Source organism: Yersinia sp. SCPM-O-B-9106 (C-191) (assembly GCF_026183365.1).
Classification (GTDB): Bacteria; Pseudomonadota; Gammaproteobacteria; order Enterobacterales; family Enterobacteriaceae; genus Yersinia; species Yersinia rochesterensis.
Map to the genome: position 1 here is coordinate 4,281,654 of NZ_CP110791.1, position 20,656 is coordinate 4,302,309.

The following is a 20,656-nucleotide window of genomic DNA, read 5'->3' on the forward strand; positions in this document are numbered from 1 at the left end:
GTCTACTGGCCCGGCTGCAAACTAGCGTCAGTGGATGTAAAACTGGAGTCAGGGCATGTAAAGCTAAGTAAAGTCATGGAATACCGGCAGTTGATAACGTATTTTGCGTCAAGAGGAGAAACAATCATGCATAAAATCCTATTAGTTGATGATGATCGTGAACTGACGTTACTGTTGAAAGAATTACTGGAAATGGAAGGTTTTAATGTTGTCGTTGCTCACGATGGTGAACAAGCATTAAACCTGCTGGATAATTCTATCGATTTGTTATTATTGGATATTATGATGCCGCGCAAAAACGGTATCGAAACCTTGAAAGAGTTACGCCAGCACCACCAAACTCCGGTGATTATGCTGACGGCTCGGGGGAGTGAGCTGGATCGGGTACTCGGCCTGGAGCTAGGCGCGGACGATTATCTGGCGAAGCCCTTTAATGACCGTGAGCTAGTAGCGCGCATCCGAGCCATTTTACGCCGCTCTAACTGGAGTGAGCAGCAGCAAAATGTCGACCAGGGCGCGCCAATACTGGACGTTGATTGCCTGCAATTGAACCCAGGCCGCCAGGAAGCTAGCTTTGAGGGCCAGTCGCTGGAATTAACCGGCACGGAATTTACCTTACTCTACCTGTTGGCTCAGCACCTCGGCCAAGTGGTCTCGCGCGAACATCTCAGCCAGGAAGTGTTGGGGAAACGATTAACACCTTTTGACCGCGCCATTGATATGCATATTTCAAACCTGCGCCGTAAGTTGCCGGATCGCAAAGACGGGCTACCTTGGTTTAAAACTCTGCGCGGTCGCGGGTATCTGATGGTCTCTGAAACATGATTAACAGTTTAACGACGCGAATTTTTGCGATTTTTTGGTTTACCTTGGCGCTGGTATTGATGCTGGTGCTGATGTTGCCGAAACTCGACTCGCGTCAAATGACCACCTTGCTCGACAGCGAACAGCGTCAGGGAACGATGCTGGAGCAACATATTGAAGCTGAATTGGCCAGTGACCCGGCCAATGATCTCATGTGGTGGCGCAGACTTTATCGCGCCATCGAAAAGTGGGCACCACCCGGCCAGCATTTAGTGTTAGTGACCACTGAGGGCCGCGTTATTGGTGCCCAGCGCCACGAAATGCAAATGGTGCGTAATTTTATCGGCCAGTCAGATAACTCAGACCAGCCGAAAAAGAAAAAATATGGTCGCGTTGAGATGGTCGGCCCCTTCTCCATCCGTGATGGCGAAGATAACTATCAGCTCTATTTGCTGCGCCCAGCAAGTAGCCCGCAATCCGATTTTATCAATTTGATGTTTGACCGGCCGCTGCTGCTCTTGATTGCAACTATGTTGATCAGTGCGCCACTGCTGTTATGGCTAGCATGGAGTTTGGCGAAACCGGCACGTAAGTTGAAAAATGCCGCTGATGACGTGGCGCGTGGCAACCTGAAACAGCACCCTGAGTTGGAATCTGGCCCACAAGAGTTTTTGGCAACCGGCGCGAGTTTCAACCAGATGATCAGTGCGCTCGACCGGATGGTTGTGGCCCAACAACGGCTGATTTCTGATATCTCCCATGAGCTACGCACTCCACTGACCCGCTTGCAACTGGCCACTGCGCTGATGCGCCGCCGCCATGGCGAGGGGAAAGAACTGGAGCGTATTGAAATGGAAGCGCAACGATTAGATAGCATGATCAATGATTTGCTGGTGCTATCCCGCAGTCAGCATAAAAACGAGCTACACCGCGAGCCAATCAAGGCTAATGAACTTTGGTCTGAAGTGCTGGAAGATGCGCAGTTCGAAGCTGACCAGATGGGGAAAACACTGGAAGTGACCGCACCTCCGGGGCCATGGACCTTATTTGGCAACCCGGCGGCCCTCGACAGTGCGTTGGAGAATATCGTGCGTAATGCGCTGCGTTATTCCCATCATCACATTGCCGTGGCGTTCAGCTCGGATAATCAGGGAATAACTATCACTGTCGATGATGACGGACCCGGTGTCAGCGAGGAAGACCGTGAACAGATCTTCCGGCCATTCTACCGCACTGATGAAGCGCGAGATCGCGAATCCGGCGGGACAGGTTTGGGGCTGGCGATTGTAGAAACTGCGGTTAATCAGCATCGCGGTTGGGTTCGGGCCGAAGACAGCCCATTAGGGGGTCTGCGGCTGATTATCTGGTTGCCGCTGCATCCACTTAAATCTTAATGAAATGATAAAACCGGCTGCCCGACCATATTGGATCGGGCAGCCTATTTCTGGCATTCTTTCTCCAGCAAATATTTTTTGCGCTCAATCCCCCAGCGATAGCCTGATAATGCGCCATCCTGACGAATGACTCGATGGCAGGGAATGGCGACCGCCAGCATATTGGCAGCACAGGCGCCCGCCACCGCGCGCACCGCTTTTGGTGAACCAATTTTAGCGGCAATATCGGCATAACTGGCGGTCTCGCCTACCGGAATTTCCCGCAATGCCTGCCAAACCCGCTGCTGGAATGCCGTGCCGCGGATATCCAAGGGCAAATCTAGCCCAAGCTTAGGGGCCTCAACCAAGCCCACCACCCGCGCGAACCATTGTTCAAACTCGGCATCCCCGCCAATTAACTCCGCCTGTGGAAATTTATCCTGCAATTGTTGCACCAGCAGGGCCGGTGAGTCACCCAACAAAATGGCGCATATTCCCAATTCACTTTTCGCCATCAAGATAGCCCCGAGAGAACTTTCCCCCACAGCAAAATGCAGTGTGACATCGCGGCCACCTTGCCGGTAGCGGGTCGGCGTCATGCCCAATAACTGATTGGATTGCTCATAAAAACGGCCATTGGAGTTGTATCCAGCATCAAATATTGCGTCAGTCACCGAGCCTTCGCCCGCCAATTGGCTGCGGACTCGTGCACTGCGGGTCGCGGTGGCATACGCCTTGGGCGTTAACCCGGTCATGGATTTAAATAATCGATGGAAATAAAAAGTGCTGAGATTCAGCTCGGCTGCCAACTCACTGAGTTTAAGCGGTATTTCAGCTTGCTCAATTAAACGGCATGCCTGGCTAATTTTTTCTGCATGCAGTTGCGCTTGAGATAACTGAGTGGGTCGGCAGCGTTTACAGGGCCGGAAACCGGCAAGTTCAGCGGCATCATTATCAGCAAAGAATTCAATATGTTCTGCTTTCGCCTGACGGGAAGAACATGAGGGCCGGCAATACACACCGGTGGTTTTCACCGCATAAACAAACTGACCATCGGCGGTTTTATCGCGATTAACAATAGCGGCCCAGCGTGGGTCTGACAAACTGTCTATTACGCCCCGAACTGATGTCATGATGAATACTCCATTAATACTGACTGTGGCGACCAGCATATAAAATCACCACATTTGGCGCTCTCCGCTCCTTGCTTTCAAATTTTTATTTTATCGCCCCTATTTATTTTACAAATCCTATTTATTTTACAAACTGATGGGGTGGTCGACAAAAATGGGTAACCGCTGCACTGAGCGGGGGTTTCTGATATCCTGCGCCCCTTATTATTGGGGGACATATGCTTAATATCGTTTTATTTGAACCCGAAATCCCGCCGAATACCGGCAATATTATCCGGTTATGCGCGAATACAGGTTGCCAACTCCATCTGATAAAACCTTTAGGTTTCACTTGGGATGACAAACGCTTACGCCGTGCGGGTCTTGATTACCATGAGTTTGCCAACATCAAACATCACCATGATTATCAAGCATTCCTCGACAGCGAAAAGCTGGATGGCGCACAATCTACTGGTGCACCATCTGCCGGAACAAATGTTGCCCGCTTATTTGCTCTGACCACCAAAGGGACACCCGCCCACAGCGCCGTCAATTATCAGCTAAATGATTATCTGCTGTTTGGCCCAGAAACTCGCGGCTTACCTCCCAATGTTCTGGATGCATTACCCGCGCAGCAAAAAATCAGAATTCCAATGCTAGCCGCTAGCCGCAGCATGAACCTGTCAAATGCCGTGTCCGTGGTGGTGTATGAAGCCTGGCGGCAATTGGGTTATCCGGGAGCATTATTGAAAGAATAGCAAGATAGTAGCCCGGGATTGGGGTCTACCAATATAAAATAGATCCCCAAAGGCATTGGAGTTGCAGGTAGGCGGCAAGTGAACGAGTCCCGATGAGCTTACATAAGGTAAGTGATTCGGGTGAGCGAACGTAGCCAACACCCCTGCGGCTTCAAGGACGCAGGGGATCAGATGCCGTCGCCGTACTCAAACCCGTGACTAACGCCATTGAAATGCTGATCCATATCCAATGAGGGTTTATCACTCTCTGGCTTGCCGACAATTCGAGCGGGGACACCAGCGGCTGTCGTATGGGGAGGCACGGCCTGCAACACCACTGACCCGGCACCAATTTTAGCACCACGCCCGACTTCAATATTGCCCAGAATTTTTGCACCCGCGCCAATCATTACACCTTCACGAATCTTCGGATGACGGTCGCCACTGGTTTTCCCGGTACCGCCCAGAGTGACGGATTGCAGGATGGAAACATCATTCTCAACCACAGCGGTTTCACCAATGACAATTCCGGTGGCGTGGTCTAGCATGATGCCGCAACCAATGGTTGCCGCTGGGTGGATATCCACACCAAAAGCGACAGATACTTGATTTTGCAGGTAAATAGCCAGTGCTTTACGATCCTGCGCCCATAGCCAGTGGCCAATACGATAAGCTTGTAAAGCATGAAAACCTTTCAGGTACAGCAACGGCGTAGAGTATTTATCCACTGCGGGGTCGCGCAAACGTACCGCCAGAATATCGCGGGCAGCAGAGATAATCATCTGTTCATCAGCACGATAAGCATCTTCAACCACCTCACGGATGGCAATGGCGGGCATGATAGGATTAGCCAACTTATTCGCCAGAATATAGCTCAGCGCACTGCCTAAATTCTCATGCTTCAGTAATGTCGCGTGAAAAAAACTTGCCAGCATGGGTTCACACTCGGCCAGTGCTCTTGCTTCTGATTTAATGCTACTCCAAACCAGCTCTAACTCTTCTGACGACATTGCGTACTCCTGCCCATAAACAAGCGGCTTCGGGGAACGACCGAAGCCACTGACACCCTAATTCCTTGACGCGGCAATGCCAACGCCAAGGATTGGCACTATATATTTATTATTTTATTACTGCTGAACAAGCTAAATGCCGCTTTTTTCATCTTTTCTGGTCCGACCCAATAAGGTCAGCGCCGCTTCACGCGCATTCTTGTGGCTGTATAGCACCTGATAAATTTGTTCAGTAATTGGCATTTCAACACCGTAGCGTTGTGCCAGCGCCAGAACTTCCTTGGTATTGCGGTAACCTTCGACCACTTGACCAATTTTATCCTGTGCTTCTTGTACGCCTAGCCCCTGCCCAAGCATGATGCCAAACCGGCGATTACGAGATTGGTTATCTGTGCAGGTTAGCACCAAATCACCTAACCCCGCCATGCCCATAAAGGTGGAGGGATCAGCGCCTAATGCCGCGCCCAAACGGGTCATTTCCGCCAAACCACGGGTTATCAATGCGGTTCGCGCATTGGCACCAAAACCAATACCATCGGACATCCCGGCACCAATCGCAATTACGTTTTTAACCGCACCACCGAGTTGGACCCCGATAAAATCAGGATTGCTGTACACGCGGAAACTTTTGCCACAGTGCAACAGTTGTTGCAGGTCTTCACTAAATTGCATATCGGTCGATGCCAGTGCAATCGCGGTGGGTAAACCGGCAGCCAGCTCTTTGGCAAACGTCGGGCCGGAGACCACTGCTAGCGGAATACTCTCGCCCAGCACTTCCCGCGCCACATCCGCCAGCAAGCGGCCTGTTTCTGCCTCAAGCCCTTTAGTCGCCCAAACAATACGCGCATCTGGGCGTAAGTGTGGTTTGAGCTGATTTAATACCGCACCGAAAACATGACTGGGCACCACCACCAGCACATCACGGCTAGCTGCCAGCGCACGTGCCAAGTCGGTTTCCAGTAACAGAGTGTCGGGGAAAGGGACATCGGGCAGGAAAGCTTGGTTACAACGGTCTTGTTGCAGAGTTTGAATATGCTTAGGGTCGTGGCCCCATAACACAACTTGATGGCCATTACGCGCCAGCGTAATGGCTAATGCGGTGCCGTAAGATCCGGCACCGATTACAGTCATTGAAGCATGGGTGGTGTTCATCAGGCATCCTGACGTTGTTCAGCACCTTCAACTTCACCTTCAGCCTGCTGTTGCAGATAGTTCATGAACAGGGCATCAAAGTTAACCGGTGCCAAATTCAGCTGTGGGAAAGTACCGCGAGATACCAAGCTGGTGATGCATTCACGCGCATACGGGAACAGAATGTTCGGGCAGTATGCACCTAAGCAATGCGCCAGTTGGGTGCCATCAATACCAGCGATGGAGAAGATGCCGCCCTGCTGTACTTCACACAGGAATGCAGTTTCTTCGCCCAAAGAAGCCGTGACAGTCACACGCAGTACCACTTCATACACATCTTCAGCCAGCTGACTGGAAGCAGTATCAAGATCAAGTTTAACTTCTGGCTGCCAATCCTGCTGGAAAACCTGCGGAGCATTAGGTGCTTCGAAGGAGATATCTTTGGTGTAGATACGTTGGATCTGGAAAGCCATCTCGGTGTTATTTTGTTCTGACATGTGTATAGATACCCTAAAGTTAGACGTCCTTATTAAACAACACTTCCGCCGCGGGCTCTTTCCATTACAATCATGGGGCCCACTGGCGAGTTAAAGCAGCGGGTCAAGCCCACCGCGCGCATCCAGGGCATGTAAATCATCACAGCCGCCGATATGCTGCCCATCAATAAATACCTGAGGCACCGTTGTCCGCCCGCAACGAGCAATCATCTCTTCACGTTTGGCAGGGTCATTATCAATTGCGATTTCATGAAAAACGGCACCTTTGCTGTTCAGCAGTGCTTTAGCACGATGGCAGAACGGGCATGTTGCTTTGGTATAAATCTCAATCTTCGCCATGGAAACACCTCAAATTTACACTTTATTGATATAGCGATTTTTATAGCAATTACTTGCCGCGCGCCAGTGGCAGATTCTCACCACTCCAGCCAGAGATACCGTCTTTCAAGGTAAACACTCGCTCAAAACCGGCTTTATTCAGTAGCTCAGCGGAGGCGCGGGAGGTCGTCCCTGTGGCACAAACTACTATAATAGGCTGTGCTTTGTGCTTTTCCAATTCAGCCAGACTGCCACTTTTGATATCACTTGGCAGTAAATTAATAGAGCTGGCGATATGGCCCTTGCGATAATCATCACGTGTGCGGAGATCAACCACCACCGCATCTTCTTTGTTAATCAGACGCGTCGCTTCACCACGAGTGATTTCTTTCACTTTTGACAGAGAACTTTTAAAAGTGGTGAAAATTACGGCGACGAACAACGCCACCCAAGCCAAACTCAAAACCGGATGCTGGCTAATGAATTGCATAATTTCTTGCAACATGGGGGTAAAAACTCCCGTTAGTTAGGGGATAATATTCAAGGCCACAGAGTATACCTGCGCGTTGCGGCAAATACAGCCAATATGCAAGTGCCATTGCAGAAACTGCGAACAATATCTGGAAGTTTTGTCGTCTCTTTGATGATTTTTACGCAAAACCCCACACCAATGTTGATCTCTTTGGGCTATTTTTGACCGGTTCTGTAGTAAATTACCGCCTTTCTAATAAGAAAGAGGTTCTGCAATGTCGAGCACTAAAAAACCGCTGGTTCTGACTATTCTGGATGGCTATGGCTACCGCGAAGAACAGCAAGATAATGCCATTCTGAATGCCAATACTCCTGTGATGGACCGTTTATGGCAACAACAACCTCATACATTAATTGCCGCTTCAGGTCTGGATGTTGGTTTGCCCGATGGGCAAATGGGTAACTCTGAAGTCGGTCACGTCAATCTGGGGGCTGGCCGTATTGTTTATCAGGATTTAACCCGCCTCGACAAAGAAATCAAAGAGGGTGACTTTTTCACCAACCCAACCCTGACCACAGCTATTGATAACGCGGTTAAAGCGGGCAAAGCAGTGCATATCATGGGCCTGCTGTCTGCCGGTGGTGTCCACAGCCACGAAGACCACATTCTGGCGATGGTTGAGCTGGCGGCCAAACGAGGGGCGACGGCCATTTATCTGCATGCATTCCTCGATGGACGTGATACCCCGCCGCGCAGTGCTGAACTTTCACTGAAACGATTCACTGAAAAGTTTGCTGAGCTGGGCAAAGGCCGCATCGCGTCTATTATTGGCCGTTATTATGCTATGGACCGCGATAATCGCTGGGATCGAGTACAACTGGCCTACGATTTACTGACTCAGGCAAAAGGCGAATTCACCGCAGATAACGCGGTTGCTGGCCTGCAAGCGGCCTATGCCCGTAATGAAAATGACGAATTTGTTAAACCAACGGTGATTAAAGCCGCGGGCGAAGCTGATGCTGCCATGAATGATGGTGATGCATTAATCTTCATGAATTTCCGTGCAGACCGTGCTCGCCAAATCACCCGCACCTTTGTGAATGCCGACTTTGACGGCTTCAAACGCGATAAAGTGGTTAACTTCGGCGATTTCATCATGCTGACGGAATATGCGGCTGATATTAAAGCCGCTTGTGCTTACCCACCTGCATCACTGAGCAATACTTTCGGTGAATGGCTGATGAAGCATGACAAAACACAGTTGCGCATTTCTGAAACTGAAAAATATGCTCATGTGACTTTCTTCTATAACGGCGGCGTGGAAGAGCCATTCAAAGGCGAAGATCGCATTCTGATTAACTCACCGAAAGTGGCAACCTATGACCTGCAACCGGAAATGAGTTCCGCAGAACTGACTGAAAAATTGGTCGGCGCTATCGCCAGCGGCAAATATGATGTGATCATTTGTAACTATCCGAATGGCGATATGGTCGGCCATACCGGTGATTATGATGCCGCCGTGAAAGCAGTAGAAACTCTGGATAATTGCATTGAACAAGTCGTTGCTGCGGTGAAAGCAGTTGATGGGCAATTGCTTATCACCGCCGACCACGGCAACGCTGAGCAGATGAGTGACCCGGCAACTGGCCAGGCACACACCGCCCATACCAGCCTGCCGGTTCCCCTGATTTATGTCGGTAATAAAGAGGTTAAAGCCGTCTGCGGTGGCAAACTTTCAGACATCGCACCGACCATGCTGTCACTGATGGAAATGGAAATCCCGCAAGAGATGACTGGTAAGCCGCTGTTCATCGTGGAATAATCCTTCGTTATGAAGGAAAAGGCGTCATTCGCGATATCAATGGTTACGGAAGATAGCATCAGCGGCGATACAGAGGGCTTCTCTGCATTGCCGAATAGGTTGGTGCCTCGCCCGTGGTCAGCACTGTACGCTAGCGTTTTTTGCGCTGGCGTATTGCTGTTTCCATTATCCAGCCATGCCGCTGATGGCCCTTCAACTATAAAAACAGCAGAAAACAAAAGTCAGTTGAAAACACTTCAGCAAGATATCGCTGAGAAAGAAAAAAGTGTTCAGCAACAAAAACAACAACGCAGTTCCTTGCTCGACCAGTTGAAACAACAGGAAAACACCATTGCTCAGGCGAGCCGCAGCTTGCGTGAAACCCAAGGTACCCTGAGTGAACTGGACAAAGAAATCTCCAGCCTTACCGCCTCGATTGGCAAACTACAAAGTAAACAATCTCAGCAACAGGATATCCTGTCAAAACAGCTTGATGCGGCCTTTAAACAAGGTCAGCACAGTGGCTTACAGCTTGTTTTAAGTGGTGAAGAGAGCCAGCGCAGTGAGCGCATTTTGGCGTATTTCAGTTATCTCAATGAAGCTCGTCAGAAATCCATTGAAACACTGGAGCAGACCCGCACCAACCTGTCTGCTGAGAAAAAAGTGCTGGAGCAAAAGAAAAACCAGCAAAAAGCTTTATTGGATGAGCAGAAAACTCAGCAGCAAAAGCTGGAAGAAGCGCGAACTGCCCGCAAGAAAACGCTAACTTCGTTGGAAGCCTCGCTGGAGAAAGATCAGCAGGGTCTGGCGGAGCTGAAACTCAACGAATCCCGTTTGCGCGACCAAATCGCCAAAGCTGAGCGCGAAGCCAAAGCCCGTGCAGAGCGGGAGGCTAAAGAAGCGGCCCGCGTACGCGAACAAGTAAAAGTCAAAGAACAGCAAGCCAAGAAAACCGGTTCCAGCTATAAACCAAGTGAAAGTGAGCGCTCATTAATGGCGCGAACTGGCGGGCTGGGTCGCCCGGGCGGCCAAGCTATGTGGCCCGTTAGGGGGAATGTGACTCACCGCTTTGGCGAGGCCTTGCAAGGTGAACTCCGTTGGAAAGGCATGGTTATTTCCGCGCCAGAAGGCAGCGAAGTCAAAGCGATTGCGGATGGCCGAGTGCTACTGGCAGACTGGTTGCAGGGCTATGGACTGGTCGTCGTCGTTGAACACGGCAAAGGGGATATGAGTTTATATGGCTACAACCAAAGCGCGCTGGTCAATGTCGGCGCTCAGGTAAAAGCTGGCCAGCCAATTGCGCTCGTTGGCACCAGTGGCGGTCAAGGTGAGCCATCACTCTATTTCGAAATCCGCCGTCAAGGACAAGCGGTTAACCCACAGCCTTGGTTAGGAAGATAGAGAACAACATTAGGGAACACCTATTGCGCTATTTCAATACACGTCGGTTTATCATAGTAAGCACCCTACTCATTGCTAACGCCGCGCAGGCGGGCAAACTTTCAATCGTTATTGATGACTTTGGTTATCGCCCTCAGAACGAAAACAAGGTATTACAGATGCCGCTGCCGATCTCAGTGGCGATTCTACCTAATGCCCCTTATGCCAAAGAGATGGCCATCAAAGCCCATAATCAAGGGCGCGAAATTCTGATTCACCTGCCGATGGCCCCGCTGAGCAAGCAACCGCTGGAGCGCGATACATTACAACCATCAATGAGCAGTGAAGAAGTCCAGCGGATCATTCGCCAGGCGGTGAATAATGTTCCTTACGCCACCGGCATGAATAATCATATGGGCAGCGCGATGACTTCCAGCTTGCCGGGCATGCAAAAAGTGATGCAGGCACTGGAGCACTACCAGCTCTATTTCCTTGATAGCGTGACTATTGGCAACAGCCAGGCCAGTAAAGCGGCCGAAGGTACTGGCGTCAAAGTGATTAAGCGCAAAGTTTTTTTGGATGATTCACAAAATGAAGCCGCGATTCGCCAACAATTTAACCGCGCAGTAGAATTAGCCCGTCGTAATGGTTCGGCCATTGCAATTGGGCACCCGCATCCAGCCACTATTAAAGTGCTGCAACAAATGTTGCCTCAATTACCTGCGGATATTGTTTTGGTCAGACCCAGCGCGCTGCTGAATGAACCAGTGCGCAATATTACTGAACATAATAATAGCGGCAGTGGCACTGTCTCACCGGGCAAATCAAAATCGCGTGACCCGGCCAAAGGCGAGCGCCTGAAAGCTATCAAGCAATGCAACGCGAAAGCCAGTTATGTTCCGGAGAAAATCTACGCCGATAAGATGTTTATTGTCTTAGGTGAGAGCTTGATGCAAAGCCCGGCAGTGACCTTTGTTAAGAAGCATTGGCAGCAATATTTCCCGCCAGTCGCGCCAGTGACTCCGGTTGATAAACCGGCAGTCGATGAATCTAAAGCTAAAAATCCGTAAAAATGGGGCAGTCATCATCTGACTGCCCCGCTTTCATCCCTGCAACTTCAAGGGCGACGGGCAATACCCAAAGCCATTGGAGTTGCAGGTAGGCAGCCAGCAAACTCATCCCGATGAGCTTACTCAAGTAAGTGATTCGAGTGAGTGCGCGCAGCTAACAACCCTGCAACTTCAAGGACGACGGGCAATACCCAAAGCCATTGGAGTTGCAGGTAGGCAGCCAGCAAACTCATCCCGATGAGCTTACTCAAGTAAGTGATTCGGGTGAGTGCGCGCAGCTAACAACCCTGCAACTTCAAGGGCGACGGGTCTTTTTAATCCCAGTTTAATATTACCTTGCCTGATTTCCCCGAGCGCATAGCATCAAAACCTTGCTGGAACTCATCGATGGAGAAACGGTGGGTGATAATCGGGGTTAAATCCAAACCAGATTGAATCAATGCCGCCATTTTGTACCAAGTTTCGAACATCTCACGGCCATAAATCCCTTTGATAAACAGCCCCTTGAAAATCACCTGATTCCAGTCGATAGACATATCCGATGGCGGTATCCCCAGCATCGCAATACGGCCACCGTGATTCATTGAGTTAAGCAATGTGCGGAAGGCAGGCGGCGCACCGGACATTTCCAGACCGACATCAAACCCTTCAGTCATGCCCAGTTCAGCCATCACATCATTCAGGTTCTCTTTGCTGACATTAACTGCGCGGGTTACCCCCATTTTTCGCGCCAGATCCAGGCGATATTCATTCACATCAGTGATAACAACATGGCGAGCGCCGACATGCTTACAGACCGCAGCGGCCATGATACCAATCGGGCCAGCGCCGGAAACCAGCACATCTTCCCCAACTAAATCAAAGGATAACGCGGTATGCACAGCATTACCGAACGGATCAAAAATAGCCGCGAGTTCATCAGAAATATTGTCGGGAATTTTGAAAGCATTAAAGGCCGGAATCACCAGATATTCGGCAAAAGAACCAGGGCGGTTTACGCCGACACCCACGGTATTGCGGCAAAGGTGGGTGCGCCCACCCCGGCAATTGCGACAATGTCCACAGGTAATATGCCCCTCGCCAGACACCCGGTCACCAATATTAAAACCTTTAACTTCCTGACCGATAGCCACCACTTCACCGACATATTCGTGACCAACCACCATAGGGACAGGAATAGTTTTTTGTGACCATTCATCCCAGTTATAGATATGCACATCAGTGCCACAAATAGCCGTTTTACGAATTTTGATCATGATGTCATTGTGGCCCAGCTCCGGCTGCGGCACATCGGTCATCCAAATACCTTCTTCTGCTTTTAGTTTGGATAGTGCTTTCATAGACAATGTTTCCGTAGACAATGCTTTCATCAAAATCCCTTACGCAATAACGTTAAGCTGCTTGCCAATACGGATGAAGGCTTCAACAGCCCGCTCCACCTGCTCTGGCGTATGATCTGCCGACATCTGAGTGCGGATGCGCGCCTGACCTTTCGGCACCACCGGATAGAAGAATCCAGTGACGTAAATACCCTCTTTCAGCAATGCATTGGCAAATTCTTGCGCGAGTGTCGCGTCGCCCAGCATCACCGGAATAATGGCGTGATCGGCACCGGCCAAAGTGAAACCGGCGGCACTCATTTTCTCGCGGAATAAACGGGCATTCGCCCATAGGCGATCACGTAGCTCAGCGCCGTCTTCCAATAGCGATAACACTTCAATAGAAGCCGCGACTATTGCTGGAGCCAATGAATTTGAGAACAAATAAGGCCGTGAGCGCTGGCGCAACCACTCAACCACTTCTTTACGACCCGCGGTATAACCGCCTGATGCCCCACCCAGCGCCTTGCCTAATGTGCCGGTGATAATATCCACGCGATCCATTACTTCGCAGTATTCATGAGTACCACGGCCATTTTCACCCACAAAGCCCACTGCGTGGGAGTCGTCGACCATCACTAGTGCCTGATACTCATCCGCTAGGTCGCAAACTCCTTTCAGGTTGGCAATCACGCCGTCCATGGAAAACACGCCGTCGGTGGCAATCATGATATGGCGCGCGCCGCCTGCTTTGGCTTGTTCTAGCTGGGCTTTCAATTCGCTCATATCATTATTGGCATAGCGGTAGCGCTTGGCTTTACATAACCGCACTCCATCAATGATTGAAGCGTGATTCAGTGCATCGGAAATAATGGCATCCTCTGGCCCCAACAGAGTTTCAAATAAACCGCCGTTGGCATCGAAACAGGAGGAATAAAGAATGGCATCTTCCATACCGAGGAAGCTGGCCAGTTTCTGCTCCAGCTCTTTATGGGTATCTTGAGTGCCGCAAATAAACCGCACCGAGGCCATACCAAAGCCATGAGTATCCATGCCTTTTTTAGCCGCCGCGATCAGCCGGGGGTGGTTTGCCAGCCCTAAATAGTTGTTGGCGCAGAAATTAATGACATGGCGGCCATCCGCCACAGCAATATCAGCTTGCTGCGCGGAAGTAATTATCCGCTCATTTTTATACAGCCCTTCAGCACGGGTTGTTTTGAGTTGTTGTTCTAATTGCTGATAAAAGGCATTTCTATCACAAGGCAGGGACATGCAGTTATCTCCAGAATGAGCATTTTCACCCTACATTTTACTGCCTGATGGATGAACTGACGAGAAACCTTGTCTTATATTATAAAAAATGCAGCACATATCACGGTGAACATTCCTAAAGCCGCATAGAAACAGAGAGATTAGCCCCTTCCGGCTGTGCGCTATCCTATGAAATGTTATGATAACGGCAAATAGAGTGTGGGGCATTGTGCCCGACCAAGAAGATTAACAAGGGTGAACCTGATGATTATCGTCACTGGCGGCGCCGGTTTCATTGGCAGCAATATCGTTAAGGCACTGAATAATATCGGTTATAAAGATATTTTGGTTGTGGATAACCTGAAAGACGGCACTAAATTCGTCAATCTGGTTGATCTCGATATCGCCGATTACATGGATAAAGAAGATTTTGTTGCCAGCATTGTTGCCGGTGATGATATGGGTGATATCGACGCGATTTTCCACGAGGGTGCCTGTTCTTCCACCACCGAGTGGGATGGCAAGTACATGATGGATAACAACTATCAGTATTCTAAAGATATCCTGCACTTCTGTCTGGATCGCAGTATTCCGTTCCTGTATGCCTCTTCCGCTGCCACCTACGGCGGGCGTACTGATAATTTCATTGAAGATCGTCAGTATGAACAACCGCTTAATGTTTATGGCTACTCTAAATTCTTGTTCGATCAGTATGTGCGCGAAATTTTGCCTGAAGCTGATTCACAGATTTGCGGGTTCCGTTATTTCAATGTTTATGGCCCACGTGAAGGTCATAAAGGCAGCATGGCGAGTGTAGCTTTCCATCTGAATAACCAGATCAATGCGGGCGAAAACCCTAAATTGTTCTCCGGCAGTGAAAACTTCAAACGCGACTTTATTTATGTCGGCGATGTTGCTGACGTTAACCTGTGGTTCTGGCAAAACGGCGTATCCGGCATTTTCAACTGCGGTACAGGTCGTGCAGAATCTTTCCAGGCGGTTGCCGATGCGGTGGTGGACTTCCATCAAAGCGGGCCTGTGGAATACATTGAATTCCCAGAAAAACTGAAAGGTCGCTATCAGGCATACACGCAAGCTGATTTAACTAATTTGCGCGCTGCCGGTTATGACAAGCCGTTCAAAACCGTCGCCGAAGGCGTCAAAGAATACCTCGCCTGGCTCAATAGCTCAGTCTAAATAACTTGCTGCAAGGAATTGATAAACGGTATGAAAATACTGGTCATCGGCCCTTCTTGGGTTGGCGATATGATGATGTCGCAAAGTCTTTACCGCACCCTGAAGGCCGAATATCCGGCAGCAGAAATTGATGTGATGGCGCCCGCATGGTGCCGTCCGCTTTTAGCTAGAATGCCAGAAGTTCGCCATGCCGTCCCGATGCCATTAGGCCATGGGATTTTTGCTTTTGAGGAGCGCCGCCGCTTGGGTCTGGCCTTGCGTGAAACAGGCTATGATCGCGCTTATGTATTACCGAACTCATTTAAATCGGCCCTAATACCTTATTTTTCAGGGATTAAACAGCGAACAGGCTGGCGTGGCGAAATGCGCTATTTCTTACTCAATGATATGCGCATTCTGGATAAACAAGCTTTCCCGATGATGGTTCAGCGCTATGTTGCATTGGCCTACGATAAAGAGCGTATTCACTCAGCCGATGATTTACCACAGCCTTTGCTACGGCCTCAATTAGAGGTTCAGGATGAAGAAATTGCTGAGATTACGGCATCATTCAACCTAACGGATAACCGCCCAATTATTGGCTTCTGCCCTGGTGCAGAGTTTGGCCCGGCAAAGCGCTGGCCACATTATCACTATGCCGCGCTGGCCCAGAAACTGATTGATACAGGCTATCAAGTCATCTTGTTGGGGTCAGCCAAAGATAATGAAGCTGGTGAAGAAATCCGCCAAGCGCTGGATGAACCCGCCCGCGAGTATTGCCTCAATTTCGCAGGCCAGACCTCGCTGGATCAAGCTGTGGTCATGATTGCCGCCTGTAACGCCGTGGTCAGTAATGACTCCGGTTTGATGCATGTTGCAGCCGCATTAAATAAGCCGTTAGTCGCTTTATATGGCCCAAGCAGCCCGGACTTCACTCCGCCACTGTCTGACAAAGCCACAGTTATTCGCCTGATTACCGGCTATCACAAAGTGCGTAAAGGCGACAGTGCGCAGGGTTATCATCAGAGTTTGATTGATATCCAACCTGAACAAGTGATGGCTGCCCTTGAGAAGCAGCTCTCGGCACCCACCTGTTCAGCGAAAGAGGCCGATTAATGCATGTATTGATCGTTAAAACCTCTTCAATGGGCGATGTTTTACATACATTACCCGCGCTGACTGATGCCATGAATGCCATTCCCGGCATTCGCTTTGATTGGGTGGTAGAAGAGGGTTTCAGCCAAATCCCCAGTTGGCACCCGGCGGTGGATAAAGTTATTCAGGTTGCCATCCGCCGTTGGCGGAAAAATTGGTTCGGCAGTGATACCCGGCAAGAGCGCTGTGATTTTAAACGTGTGGTGCAGCAGCGCAGCTATGATGTGGTGATTGATGCTCAGGGGCTAATTAAAAGTGCCGCATTGATTACCCGCATCGCTAAAGGAATAAAACATGGGCCGGACAGCAAAAGTGCCCGTGAACCCTTTGCTAGCTGGTTTTACAACTGCCGCCATCAGATTGATATCAAACAACATGCTGTCGAACGCATCCGCCAGTTGTTTGCGGAGAGCCTCGGCTACGATAAGCCGGAAAGTTATGGTGACTATGCTATCGCACCGCGTTTTTTAAACCACTTACCTGCCGATGCTGGCCAATATCTGGTTTTCTTGCATGCAACCACCCGCGACAGCAAACACTGGCCGGAGAGCCATTGGCTAAAACTGATTGAATTGGTTGCTCCGACGGGTTTAAAAATAAAATTACCCTGGGGGGCGGAACATGAGTATCAACGTGCTTTGCGGTTAGCGGAGCATTTTTCTCATGTTGAGGTCTTACCTAAACTCAGTCTCCAGCAAGTGGCCGAGGTGCTGGCGGGTGCAAAAGCAGTGGTTTCCGTTGATACCGGTCTCAGCCATCTGACCGCCGCTCTGGATCGCCCCAATATTACCTTGTTCGGCCCAACCGACCCTGGTTTGATTGGTGGCTACGGCAAAAACCAGATTGCGGTAATCTCCGAGCAAAAAAGTATGGATACCATTACGGCTGAAACCATTATGACGCAATTGGAACCGCTTATTTCATAAGCAATTATTTCTAGCCAGTTATGCCCGCTTAAAAGATCCGTAAGCCCGCATTTACTGTGTAATAACAGTCAGCGCTGGTAATTATCAGAGCTGGCTGTTATCAGAACTAATAGTTGTCAGTATTCTGATAGTTAAACATTGTTAATCTGTTATTCAAGCTATTAACGAAGCTCATTAATTCACTTTTTGCTAATAACAGCTCATTGATTTCTCTATGTTCTTAATTAATGGCTCAATACCATCCCAATAAAACTTAATTTTCCTGAGTGCGTGATAAACCACTAAATAACAAGGTATTATTAGCTGAAAATAGCATCATTGAATAAGCTGATGATATCTACAGCTACCTCATTAATTACACCTCATCGTAATGAAAATCATTCTCACTCTTAAACAAGAAAAATCAATTTCCCCCCTCTCATTTGTTGAAAGTTTATATTCTTTTTTATAAATAGCCTGACCCTGCTCGGGTTATCAAGCAGCCCCAGTGGAAAAGAGCCTTTCTTGCTCAAATATGGTATTATTCTTAATAATCCATATAAATGAAATTGATAGAATGTTACTGCGTTTATATCAGGTATTACTCTACCTTATTCAACCTCTGATTTGGCTGCGGTTGCTGTTACGCAGCCGTAAAGCCCCCGCTTACCGCAAACGCTGGGGGGAGCGCTATGGTTTTTGTGCCGGTAAAGTTGTTGCTGGCGGTATTATGCTGCATTCAGTTTCAGTCGGTGAAACACTGGCCGCTATCCCTTTAGTCCGAGCATTACGCCACCGTTATCCATCATTGCCCATTACCGTGACCACCATGACACCTACCGGCTCCGAGCGTGTTCAATCCGCTTTTGGCAAAGATGTCCACCACGTTTATCTACCCTACGACCTTCCCGGTTCTGTGAACCGTTTTCTTGATCAGGTGAATCCCAAGCTGGTCATCATCATGGAAACTGAACTGTGGCCGAACCTCATCAATGCGCTGCATCGCCGCAAGATACCGCTGGTCATTGCCAATGCGCGCCTTTCGGCACGCTCTGCCGCTGGCTATAAAAAAATCGGTAGTTTTATCCGTAATATGCTGCAGCGGATCACTCTAATTGCCGCGCAAAATCAAGAAGATGGCGACCGTTTTATTGAATTGGGCCTTCGGCGCTCACAGCTTACAGTCACCGGCAGTCTGAAATTTGATATTTCGGTAACCCCCGAATTAGCCGCCAGAGCCATCACCTTACGCCGCCAATGGGCACCACATCGCCCTGTCTGGATAGCGACCAGTACCCATGACGGCGAAGAAACTATCTTGTTGGAAGCTCATCGCCAATTATTACAACACTTCCCGACATTGTTGCTGATTCTGGTACCGCGCCATCCAGAGCGATTCCCGAAAGCCATTGAATTAACACAAAAAGCCGGGCTAAGTTATACATTGCGTAGCAAAGGCGAAGTGCCTTCGAGTAGCACACAAGTGGTGATCGGCGATACCATGGGTGAGCTAATGCTGCTGTATGGCATTGCTGATTTAGCTTTTGTTGGCGGTAGCCTAGTTGAGCGCGGCGGCCATAATCCATTGGAAGCAGCAGCGCATGCCATCCCTGTGTTGATGGGGCCACATACGTTTAATTTTAAAGACATTTGTGCCAAGCTGGAGCAGGCTGAAGGGTTGATTACTGTCACTGATACCCTGTCTCTGGTGAAAGAAATTACCATGCTGCTGACTGATGAAGATTGCCGCCTCTATTATGGCCGCCATGCGGTTGATGTATTGCATGAAAATCAGGGCGCGCTACAACGGCTATTGCACTTGCTGGAGCCTTATCTACCGCAACGGAGCCACTAAATGAGTGTCAAAAAACGCCTGTCAGTGGTGATGATTGCTAAAAATGAAGCCGCACTGCTGGCGGATTGTTTGGCATCCGTTATCTGGGCTGATGAAATAGTGGTATTAGATTCAGGCAGTGAAGATGAAACCGTCGCTTTGGCCAAGCAATATGGCGCAAAAGTCTACAGCAACACAGAATGGCCGGGTTATGGTAAACAGCGACAATTAGCCCAGCAATATGCCACTGGCGATTATATTCTAATGCTCGATGCTGATGAGCGAGTGACTCCCGAGCTAAAAACCGCGATTGAAGCCGTGTTATTGGCGCCAGAAGAAGGCGCGGTTTATAGCTGTGCGCGGCGAAACCTGTTTTTAGGCCGCTTTATGCGCCATAGCGGTTGGTATCCTGATAGAGTGACCCGCTTATATCCGCGCGATCAATACCATTACAACGATAATTTAGTCCATGAATCACTTGATAGCGGCTCCGCTAAAGTTATCCCGCTAGCTGGGGATTTACTGCACCTGACTTGCCGTGACTTTTTCACCTTTCAGCAAAAACAACTCAACTATGCGCAGGCTTGGGCGCATCAGCGCCATCAAGAAGGCAAAAGCTGCAGCTATTTTTCAATTCTCAGCCATACTCTTGGGGCATTCTGTAAAACATGGCTATTACGTGCCGGTTTCCTCGATGGTAAACAAGGGCTATTGCTGGCGGTGGTCAACGCGCAATATACTTTTAACAAATATGCGGCTCTGTGGGCATTGAGCCATCAATATCAGAAAAGCGAGAATTCATGACCACCAAAGCCATCTATCCGGGGACCTTTGATCCTATTACCAATGGGCATTTAGACTTAGTCACCCGCGCCTCCGCAATGTTTAGTCATGTCATCTTGGCAATCGCCGACAGTTCCAGTAAAAAACCGATGTTTACCCTAGACGAGCGGGTCACCTTGGCAAAACAAGTGACTGCATCACTGAAGAATGTGGAAGTTTTGGGTTTCAGTGAGCTAATGGCGGAATTTGCCAAAAAAAATAACGCGAATATTTTGGTGCGGGGTTTACGCTCGGTATCAGATTTCGAATATGAATGGCAACTGGCCAATATGAACCGCCATCTAATGCCAAAGCTGGAAAGTGTCTTTCTGATGCCATCAGAAAAGTGGTCATTTATCTCTTCGTCATTAGTGAAGGAAGTGGCGCGCCATGGTGGAGATATCTCGCCATTCCTTCCTGCGCCCGTAACCGCAGCGCTGATGGCTAAGTTGGCGTGATTCTTTATTGACACCAATACCCACGTAATTG

General features: G+C 49.4%; 20 protein-coding genes. 12 read left to right on the forward strand and 8 right to left on the reverse strand.

From position 1 onward, the window contains the following. Positions 1 to 126: 126 nt before the first annotated feature. Both cpxR and cpxA read left to right on the forward strand, forming a co-directional pair. Positions 127 to 825, forward strand: a complete 699-nt coding sequence (gene cpxR / locus OP863_RS19305) for an envelope stress response regulator transcription factor CpxR (protein WP_038637957.1) — start codon at positions 127 to 129, stop codon at positions 823 to 825. Next, complete coding sequence (gene cpxA / locus OP863_RS19310) at positions 822 to 2,198, forward strand: envelope stress sensor histidine kinase CpxA (protein ID WP_038637953.1); 1,377 nt, start codon at positions 822 to 824, stop codon at positions 2,196 to 2,198. The genes cpxR and cpxA overlap by 4 nt, the downstream gene beginning before the upstream one ends. Positions 2,199 to 2,242: 44 nt before the next feature. On the opposite strand, the gene ada is transcribed toward cpxA, so the two are convergent. After that, positions 2,243 to 3,310, reverse strand: coding sequence for a bifunctional DNA-binding transcriptional regulator/O6-methylguanine-DNA methyltransferase Ada (gene ada, locus OP863_RS19315; RefSeq protein ID WP_413081331.1), 1,068 nt, complete (start codon positions 3,308 to 3,310; stop codon positions 2,243 to 2,245). Between the two features lie 218 nt (positions 3,311 to 3,528). On the opposite strand from ada, the gene trmL reads away from it, so the two are divergent. Further along, complete coding sequence (gene trmL, locus OP863_RS19320) at positions 3,529 to 4,047, forward strand: tRNA (uridine(34)/cytosine(34)/5-carboxymethylaminomethyluridine(34)-2'-O)-methyltransferase TrmL (protein WP_038637947.1); 519 nt, start codon at positions 3,529 to 3,531, stop codon at positions 4,045 to 4,047. 167 nt (positions 4,048 to 4,214) lie between these two features. On the opposite strand, the gene cysE is transcribed toward trmL, so the two are convergent. The 5 genes from cysE to OP863_RS19345 form a co-directional block, all read right to left on the reverse strand. Then, positions 4,215 to 5,036 carry a serine O-acetyltransferase gene (gene cysE / locus OP863_RS19325; protein ID WP_004392219.1) on the reverse strand — a complete coding sequence of 274 codons (822 nt, stop codon included), beginning with the start codon at positions 5,034 to 5,036 and terminating at the stop codon, positions 4,215 to 4,217. A gap of 132 nt (positions 5,037 to 5,168) precedes the next feature. Then, positions 5,169 to 6,188, reverse strand: a complete 1,020-nt coding sequence (gene gpsA, locus OP863_RS19330) for an NAD(P)H-dependent glycerol-3-phosphate dehydrogenase (RefSeq protein WP_120010985.1) — start codon at positions 6,186 to 6,188, stop codon at positions 5,169 to 5,171. Further along, positions 6,188 to 6,664, reverse strand: coding sequence for a protein-export chaperone SecB (gene secB, locus OP863_RS19335; protein ID WP_032820633.1), 477 nt, complete (start codon positions 6,662 to 6,664; stop codon positions 6,188 to 6,190). The genes gpsA and secB overlap by 1 nt, the downstream gene beginning before the upstream one ends. A gap of 90 nt (positions 6,665 to 6,754) precedes the next feature. After that, the gene (gene grxC / locus OP863_RS19340) at positions 6,755 to 7,003 is read right to left on the reverse strand and encodes a glutaredoxin 3 (RefSeq protein WP_038637938.1); all 249 of its coding nucleotides are present in this window, start codon (positions 7,001 to 7,003) and stop codon (positions 6,755 to 6,757) included. 49 nt (positions 7,004 to 7,052) lie between these two features. Further along, on the reverse strand, positions 7,053 to 7,487 hold the full coding sequence (locus tag OP863_RS19345) for a rhodanese-like domain-containing protein (protein WP_038637936.1): 435 nt from the start codon (positions 7,485 to 7,487) through the stop codon (positions 7,053 to 7,055). 241 nt (positions 7,488 to 7,728) lie between these two features. Here OP863_RS19345 and gpmM point away from each other — a divergent pair, with 241 nt between their 5' ends. From gpmM to OP863_RS19360, 3 genes are read left to right on the forward strand one after another with little or no spacing between them, the layout of a single operon-like run. Continuing rightward, on the forward strand, positions 7,729 to 9,276 hold the full coding sequence (gpmM, locus tag OP863_RS19350) for a 2,3-bisphosphoglycerate-independent phosphoglycerate mutase (RefSeq protein WP_265525722.1): 1,548 nt from the start codon (positions 7,729 to 7,731) through the stop codon (positions 9,274 to 9,276). Between the two features lie 9 nt (positions 9,277 to 9,285). Further along, positions 9,286 to 10,656, forward strand: coding sequence for a murein hydrolase activator EnvC (gene envC, locus OP863_RS19355; RefSeq protein WP_265525723.1), 1,371 nt, complete (start codon positions 9,286 to 9,288; stop codon positions 10,654 to 10,656). Between the two features lie 23 nt (positions 10,657 to 10,679). Beyond that, the gene (locus OP863_RS19360) at positions 10,680 to 11,705 is read left to right on the forward strand and encodes a divergent polysaccharide deacetylase family protein (protein ID WP_145588744.1); all 1,026 of its coding nucleotides are present in this window, start codon (positions 10,680 to 10,682) and stop codon (positions 11,703 to 11,705) included. Positions 11,706 to 12,019: 314 nt separating this feature from the next. Here OP863_RS19360 and tdh read toward each other — a convergent pair whose 3' ends face one another. Both tdh and kbl read right to left on the reverse strand, forming a co-directional pair. Further along, positions 12,020 to 13,045 carry an L-threonine 3-dehydrogenase gene (gene tdh / locus OP863_RS19365; protein ID WP_038639959.1) on the reverse strand — a complete coding sequence of 342 codons (1,026 nt, stop codon included), beginning with the start codon at positions 13,043 to 13,045 and terminating at the stop codon, positions 12,020 to 12,022. A gap of 39 nt (positions 13,046 to 13,084) precedes the next feature. Then, positions 13,085 to 14,296, reverse strand: coding sequence for a glycine C-acetyltransferase (gene kbl / locus OP863_RS19370; RefSeq protein WP_145540608.1), 1,212 nt, complete (start codon positions 14,294 to 14,296; stop codon positions 13,085 to 13,087). Between the two features lie 243 nt (positions 14,297 to 14,539). Here kbl and rfaD point away from each other — a divergent pair, with 243 nt between their 5' ends. From rfaD to coaD, 6 genes are all read left to right on the forward strand, one after another. Beyond that, positions 14,540 to 15,472, forward strand: coding sequence for an ADP-glyceromanno-heptose 6-epimerase (rfaD, locus tag OP863_RS19375; protein WP_038637918.1), 933 nt, complete (start codon positions 14,540 to 14,542; stop codon positions 15,470 to 15,472). A 30-nt stretch (positions 15,473 to 15,502) separates the two neighbouring features. Next, the gene (rfaF, locus tag OP863_RS19380; protein ID WP_120010984.1) at positions 15,503 to 16,567 is read left to right on the forward strand and encodes an ADP-heptose--LPS heptosyltransferase RfaF; all 1,065 of its coding nucleotides are present in this window, start codon (positions 15,503 to 15,505) and stop codon (positions 16,565 to 16,567) included. Next, entirely contained in the window at positions 16,567 to 17,532 is a 966-nt protein-coding gene (gene rfaC / locus OP863_RS19385) for a lipopolysaccharide heptosyltransferase RfaC (RefSeq protein WP_038637911.1), read from the forward strand. Before rfaF ends, rfaC begins: the two co-directional genes overlap by 1 nt. A gap of 556 nt (positions 17,533 to 18,088) precedes the next feature. Beyond that, positions 18,089 to 19,366 carry a lipid IV(A) 3-deoxy-D-manno-octulosonic acid transferase gene (waaA, locus tag OP863_RS19390; protein WP_038637908.1) on the forward strand — a complete coding sequence of 426 codons (1,278 nt, stop codon included), beginning with the start codon at positions 18,089 to 18,091 and terminating at the stop codon, positions 19,364 to 19,366. After that, complete coding sequence (locus tag OP863_RS19395) at positions 19,367 to 20,149, forward strand: glycosyltransferase family 2 protein (RefSeq protein ID WP_050292160.1); 783 nt, start codon at positions 19,367 to 19,369, stop codon at positions 20,147 to 20,149. Continuing rightward, complete coding sequence (gene coaD, locus OP863_RS19400; RefSeq protein ID WP_265525724.1) at positions 20,146 to 20,625, forward strand: pantetheine-phosphate adenylyltransferase; 480 nt, start codon at positions 20,146 to 20,148, stop codon at positions 20,623 to 20,625. The genes OP863_RS19395 and coaD overlap by 4 nt, the downstream gene beginning before the upstream one ends. The last annotated feature ends 31 nt before the right edge of the window (positions 20,626 to 20,656 follow it).

What these genes read in the sequence shown, in the direction of transcription:
- cpxR (WP_038637957.1), top strand. Translation starts at nt 127, where the DNA reads ATGCATAAAATCCTATTAGTTGATGATGATCGTGAACTGACGTTACTG.
- kbl (WP_145540608.1), bottom strand. Translation starts at nt 14,296, where the DNA reads ATGTCCCTGCCTTGTGATAGAAATGCCTTTTATCAGCAATTAGAACAA.
- cpxA (WP_038637953.1), top strand. Translation starts at nt 822, where the DNA reads ATGATTAACAGTTTAACGACGCGAATTTTTGCGATTTTTTGGTTTACC.
- envC (WP_265525723.1), top strand. Translation starts at nt 9,286, where the DNA reads ATGAAGGAAAAGGCGTCATTCGCGATATCAATGGTTACGGAAGATAGC.
- rfaD (WP_038637918.1), top strand. Translation starts at nt 14,540, where the DNA reads ATGATTATCGTCACTGGCGGCGCCGGTTTCATTGGCAGCAATATCGTT.
- tdh (WP_038639959.1), bottom strand. Translation starts at nt 13,045, where the DNA reads ATGAAAGCACTATCCAAACTAAAAGCAGAAGAAGGTATTTGGATGACC.
- ada (WP_413081331.1), bottom strand. Translation starts at nt 3,310, where the DNA reads ATGACATCAGTTCGGGGCGTAATAGACAGTTTGTCAGACCCACGCTGG.
- rfaF (WP_120010984.1), top strand. Translation starts at nt 15,503, where the DNA reads ATGAAAATACTGGTCATCGGCCCTTCTTGGGTTGGCGATATGATGATG.
- gpmM (WP_265525722.1), top strand. Translation starts at nt 7,729, where the DNA reads ATGTCGAGCACTAAAAAACCGCTGGTTCTGACTATTCTGGATGGCTAT.
- cysE (WP_004392219.1), bottom strand. Translation starts at nt 5,036, where the DNA reads ATGTCGTCAGAAGAGTTAGAGCTGGTTTGGAGTAGCATTAAATCAGAA.
- coaD (WP_265525724.1), top strand. Translation starts at nt 20,146, where the DNA reads ATGACCACCAAAGCCATCTATCCGGGGACCTTTGATCCTATTACCAAT.
- grxC (WP_038637938.1), bottom strand. Translation starts at nt 7,003, where the DNA reads ATGGCGAAGATTGAGATTTATACCAAAGCAACATGCCCGTTCTGCCAT.
- gpsA (WP_120010985.1), bottom strand. Translation starts at nt 6,188, where the DNA reads ATGAACACCACCCATGCTTCAATGACTGTAATCGGTGCCGGATCTTAC.
- OP863_RS19345 (WP_038637936.1), bottom strand. Translation starts at nt 7,487, where the DNA reads ATGTTGCAAGAAATTATGCAATTCATTAGCCAGCATCCGGTTTTGAGT.
- trmL (WP_038637947.1), top strand. Translation starts at nt 3,529, where the DNA reads ATGCTTAATATCGTTTTATTTGAACCCGAAATCCCGCCGAATACCGGC.
- waaA (WP_038637908.1), top strand. Translation starts at nt 18,089, where the DNA reads ATGTTACTGCGTTTATATCAGGTATTACTCTACCTTATTCAACCTCTG.
- OP863_RS19395 (WP_050292160.1), top strand. Translation starts at nt 19,367, where the DNA reads ATGAGTGTCAAAAAACGCCTGTCAGTGGTGATGATTGCTAAAAATGAA.
- secB (WP_032820633.1), bottom strand. Translation starts at nt 6,664, where the DNA reads ATGTCAGAACAAAATAACACCGAGATGGCTTTCCAGATCCAACGTATC.
- rfaC (WP_038637911.1), top strand. Translation starts at nt 16,567, where the DNA reads ATGCATGTATTGATCGTTAAAACCTCTTCAATGGGCGATGTTTTACAT.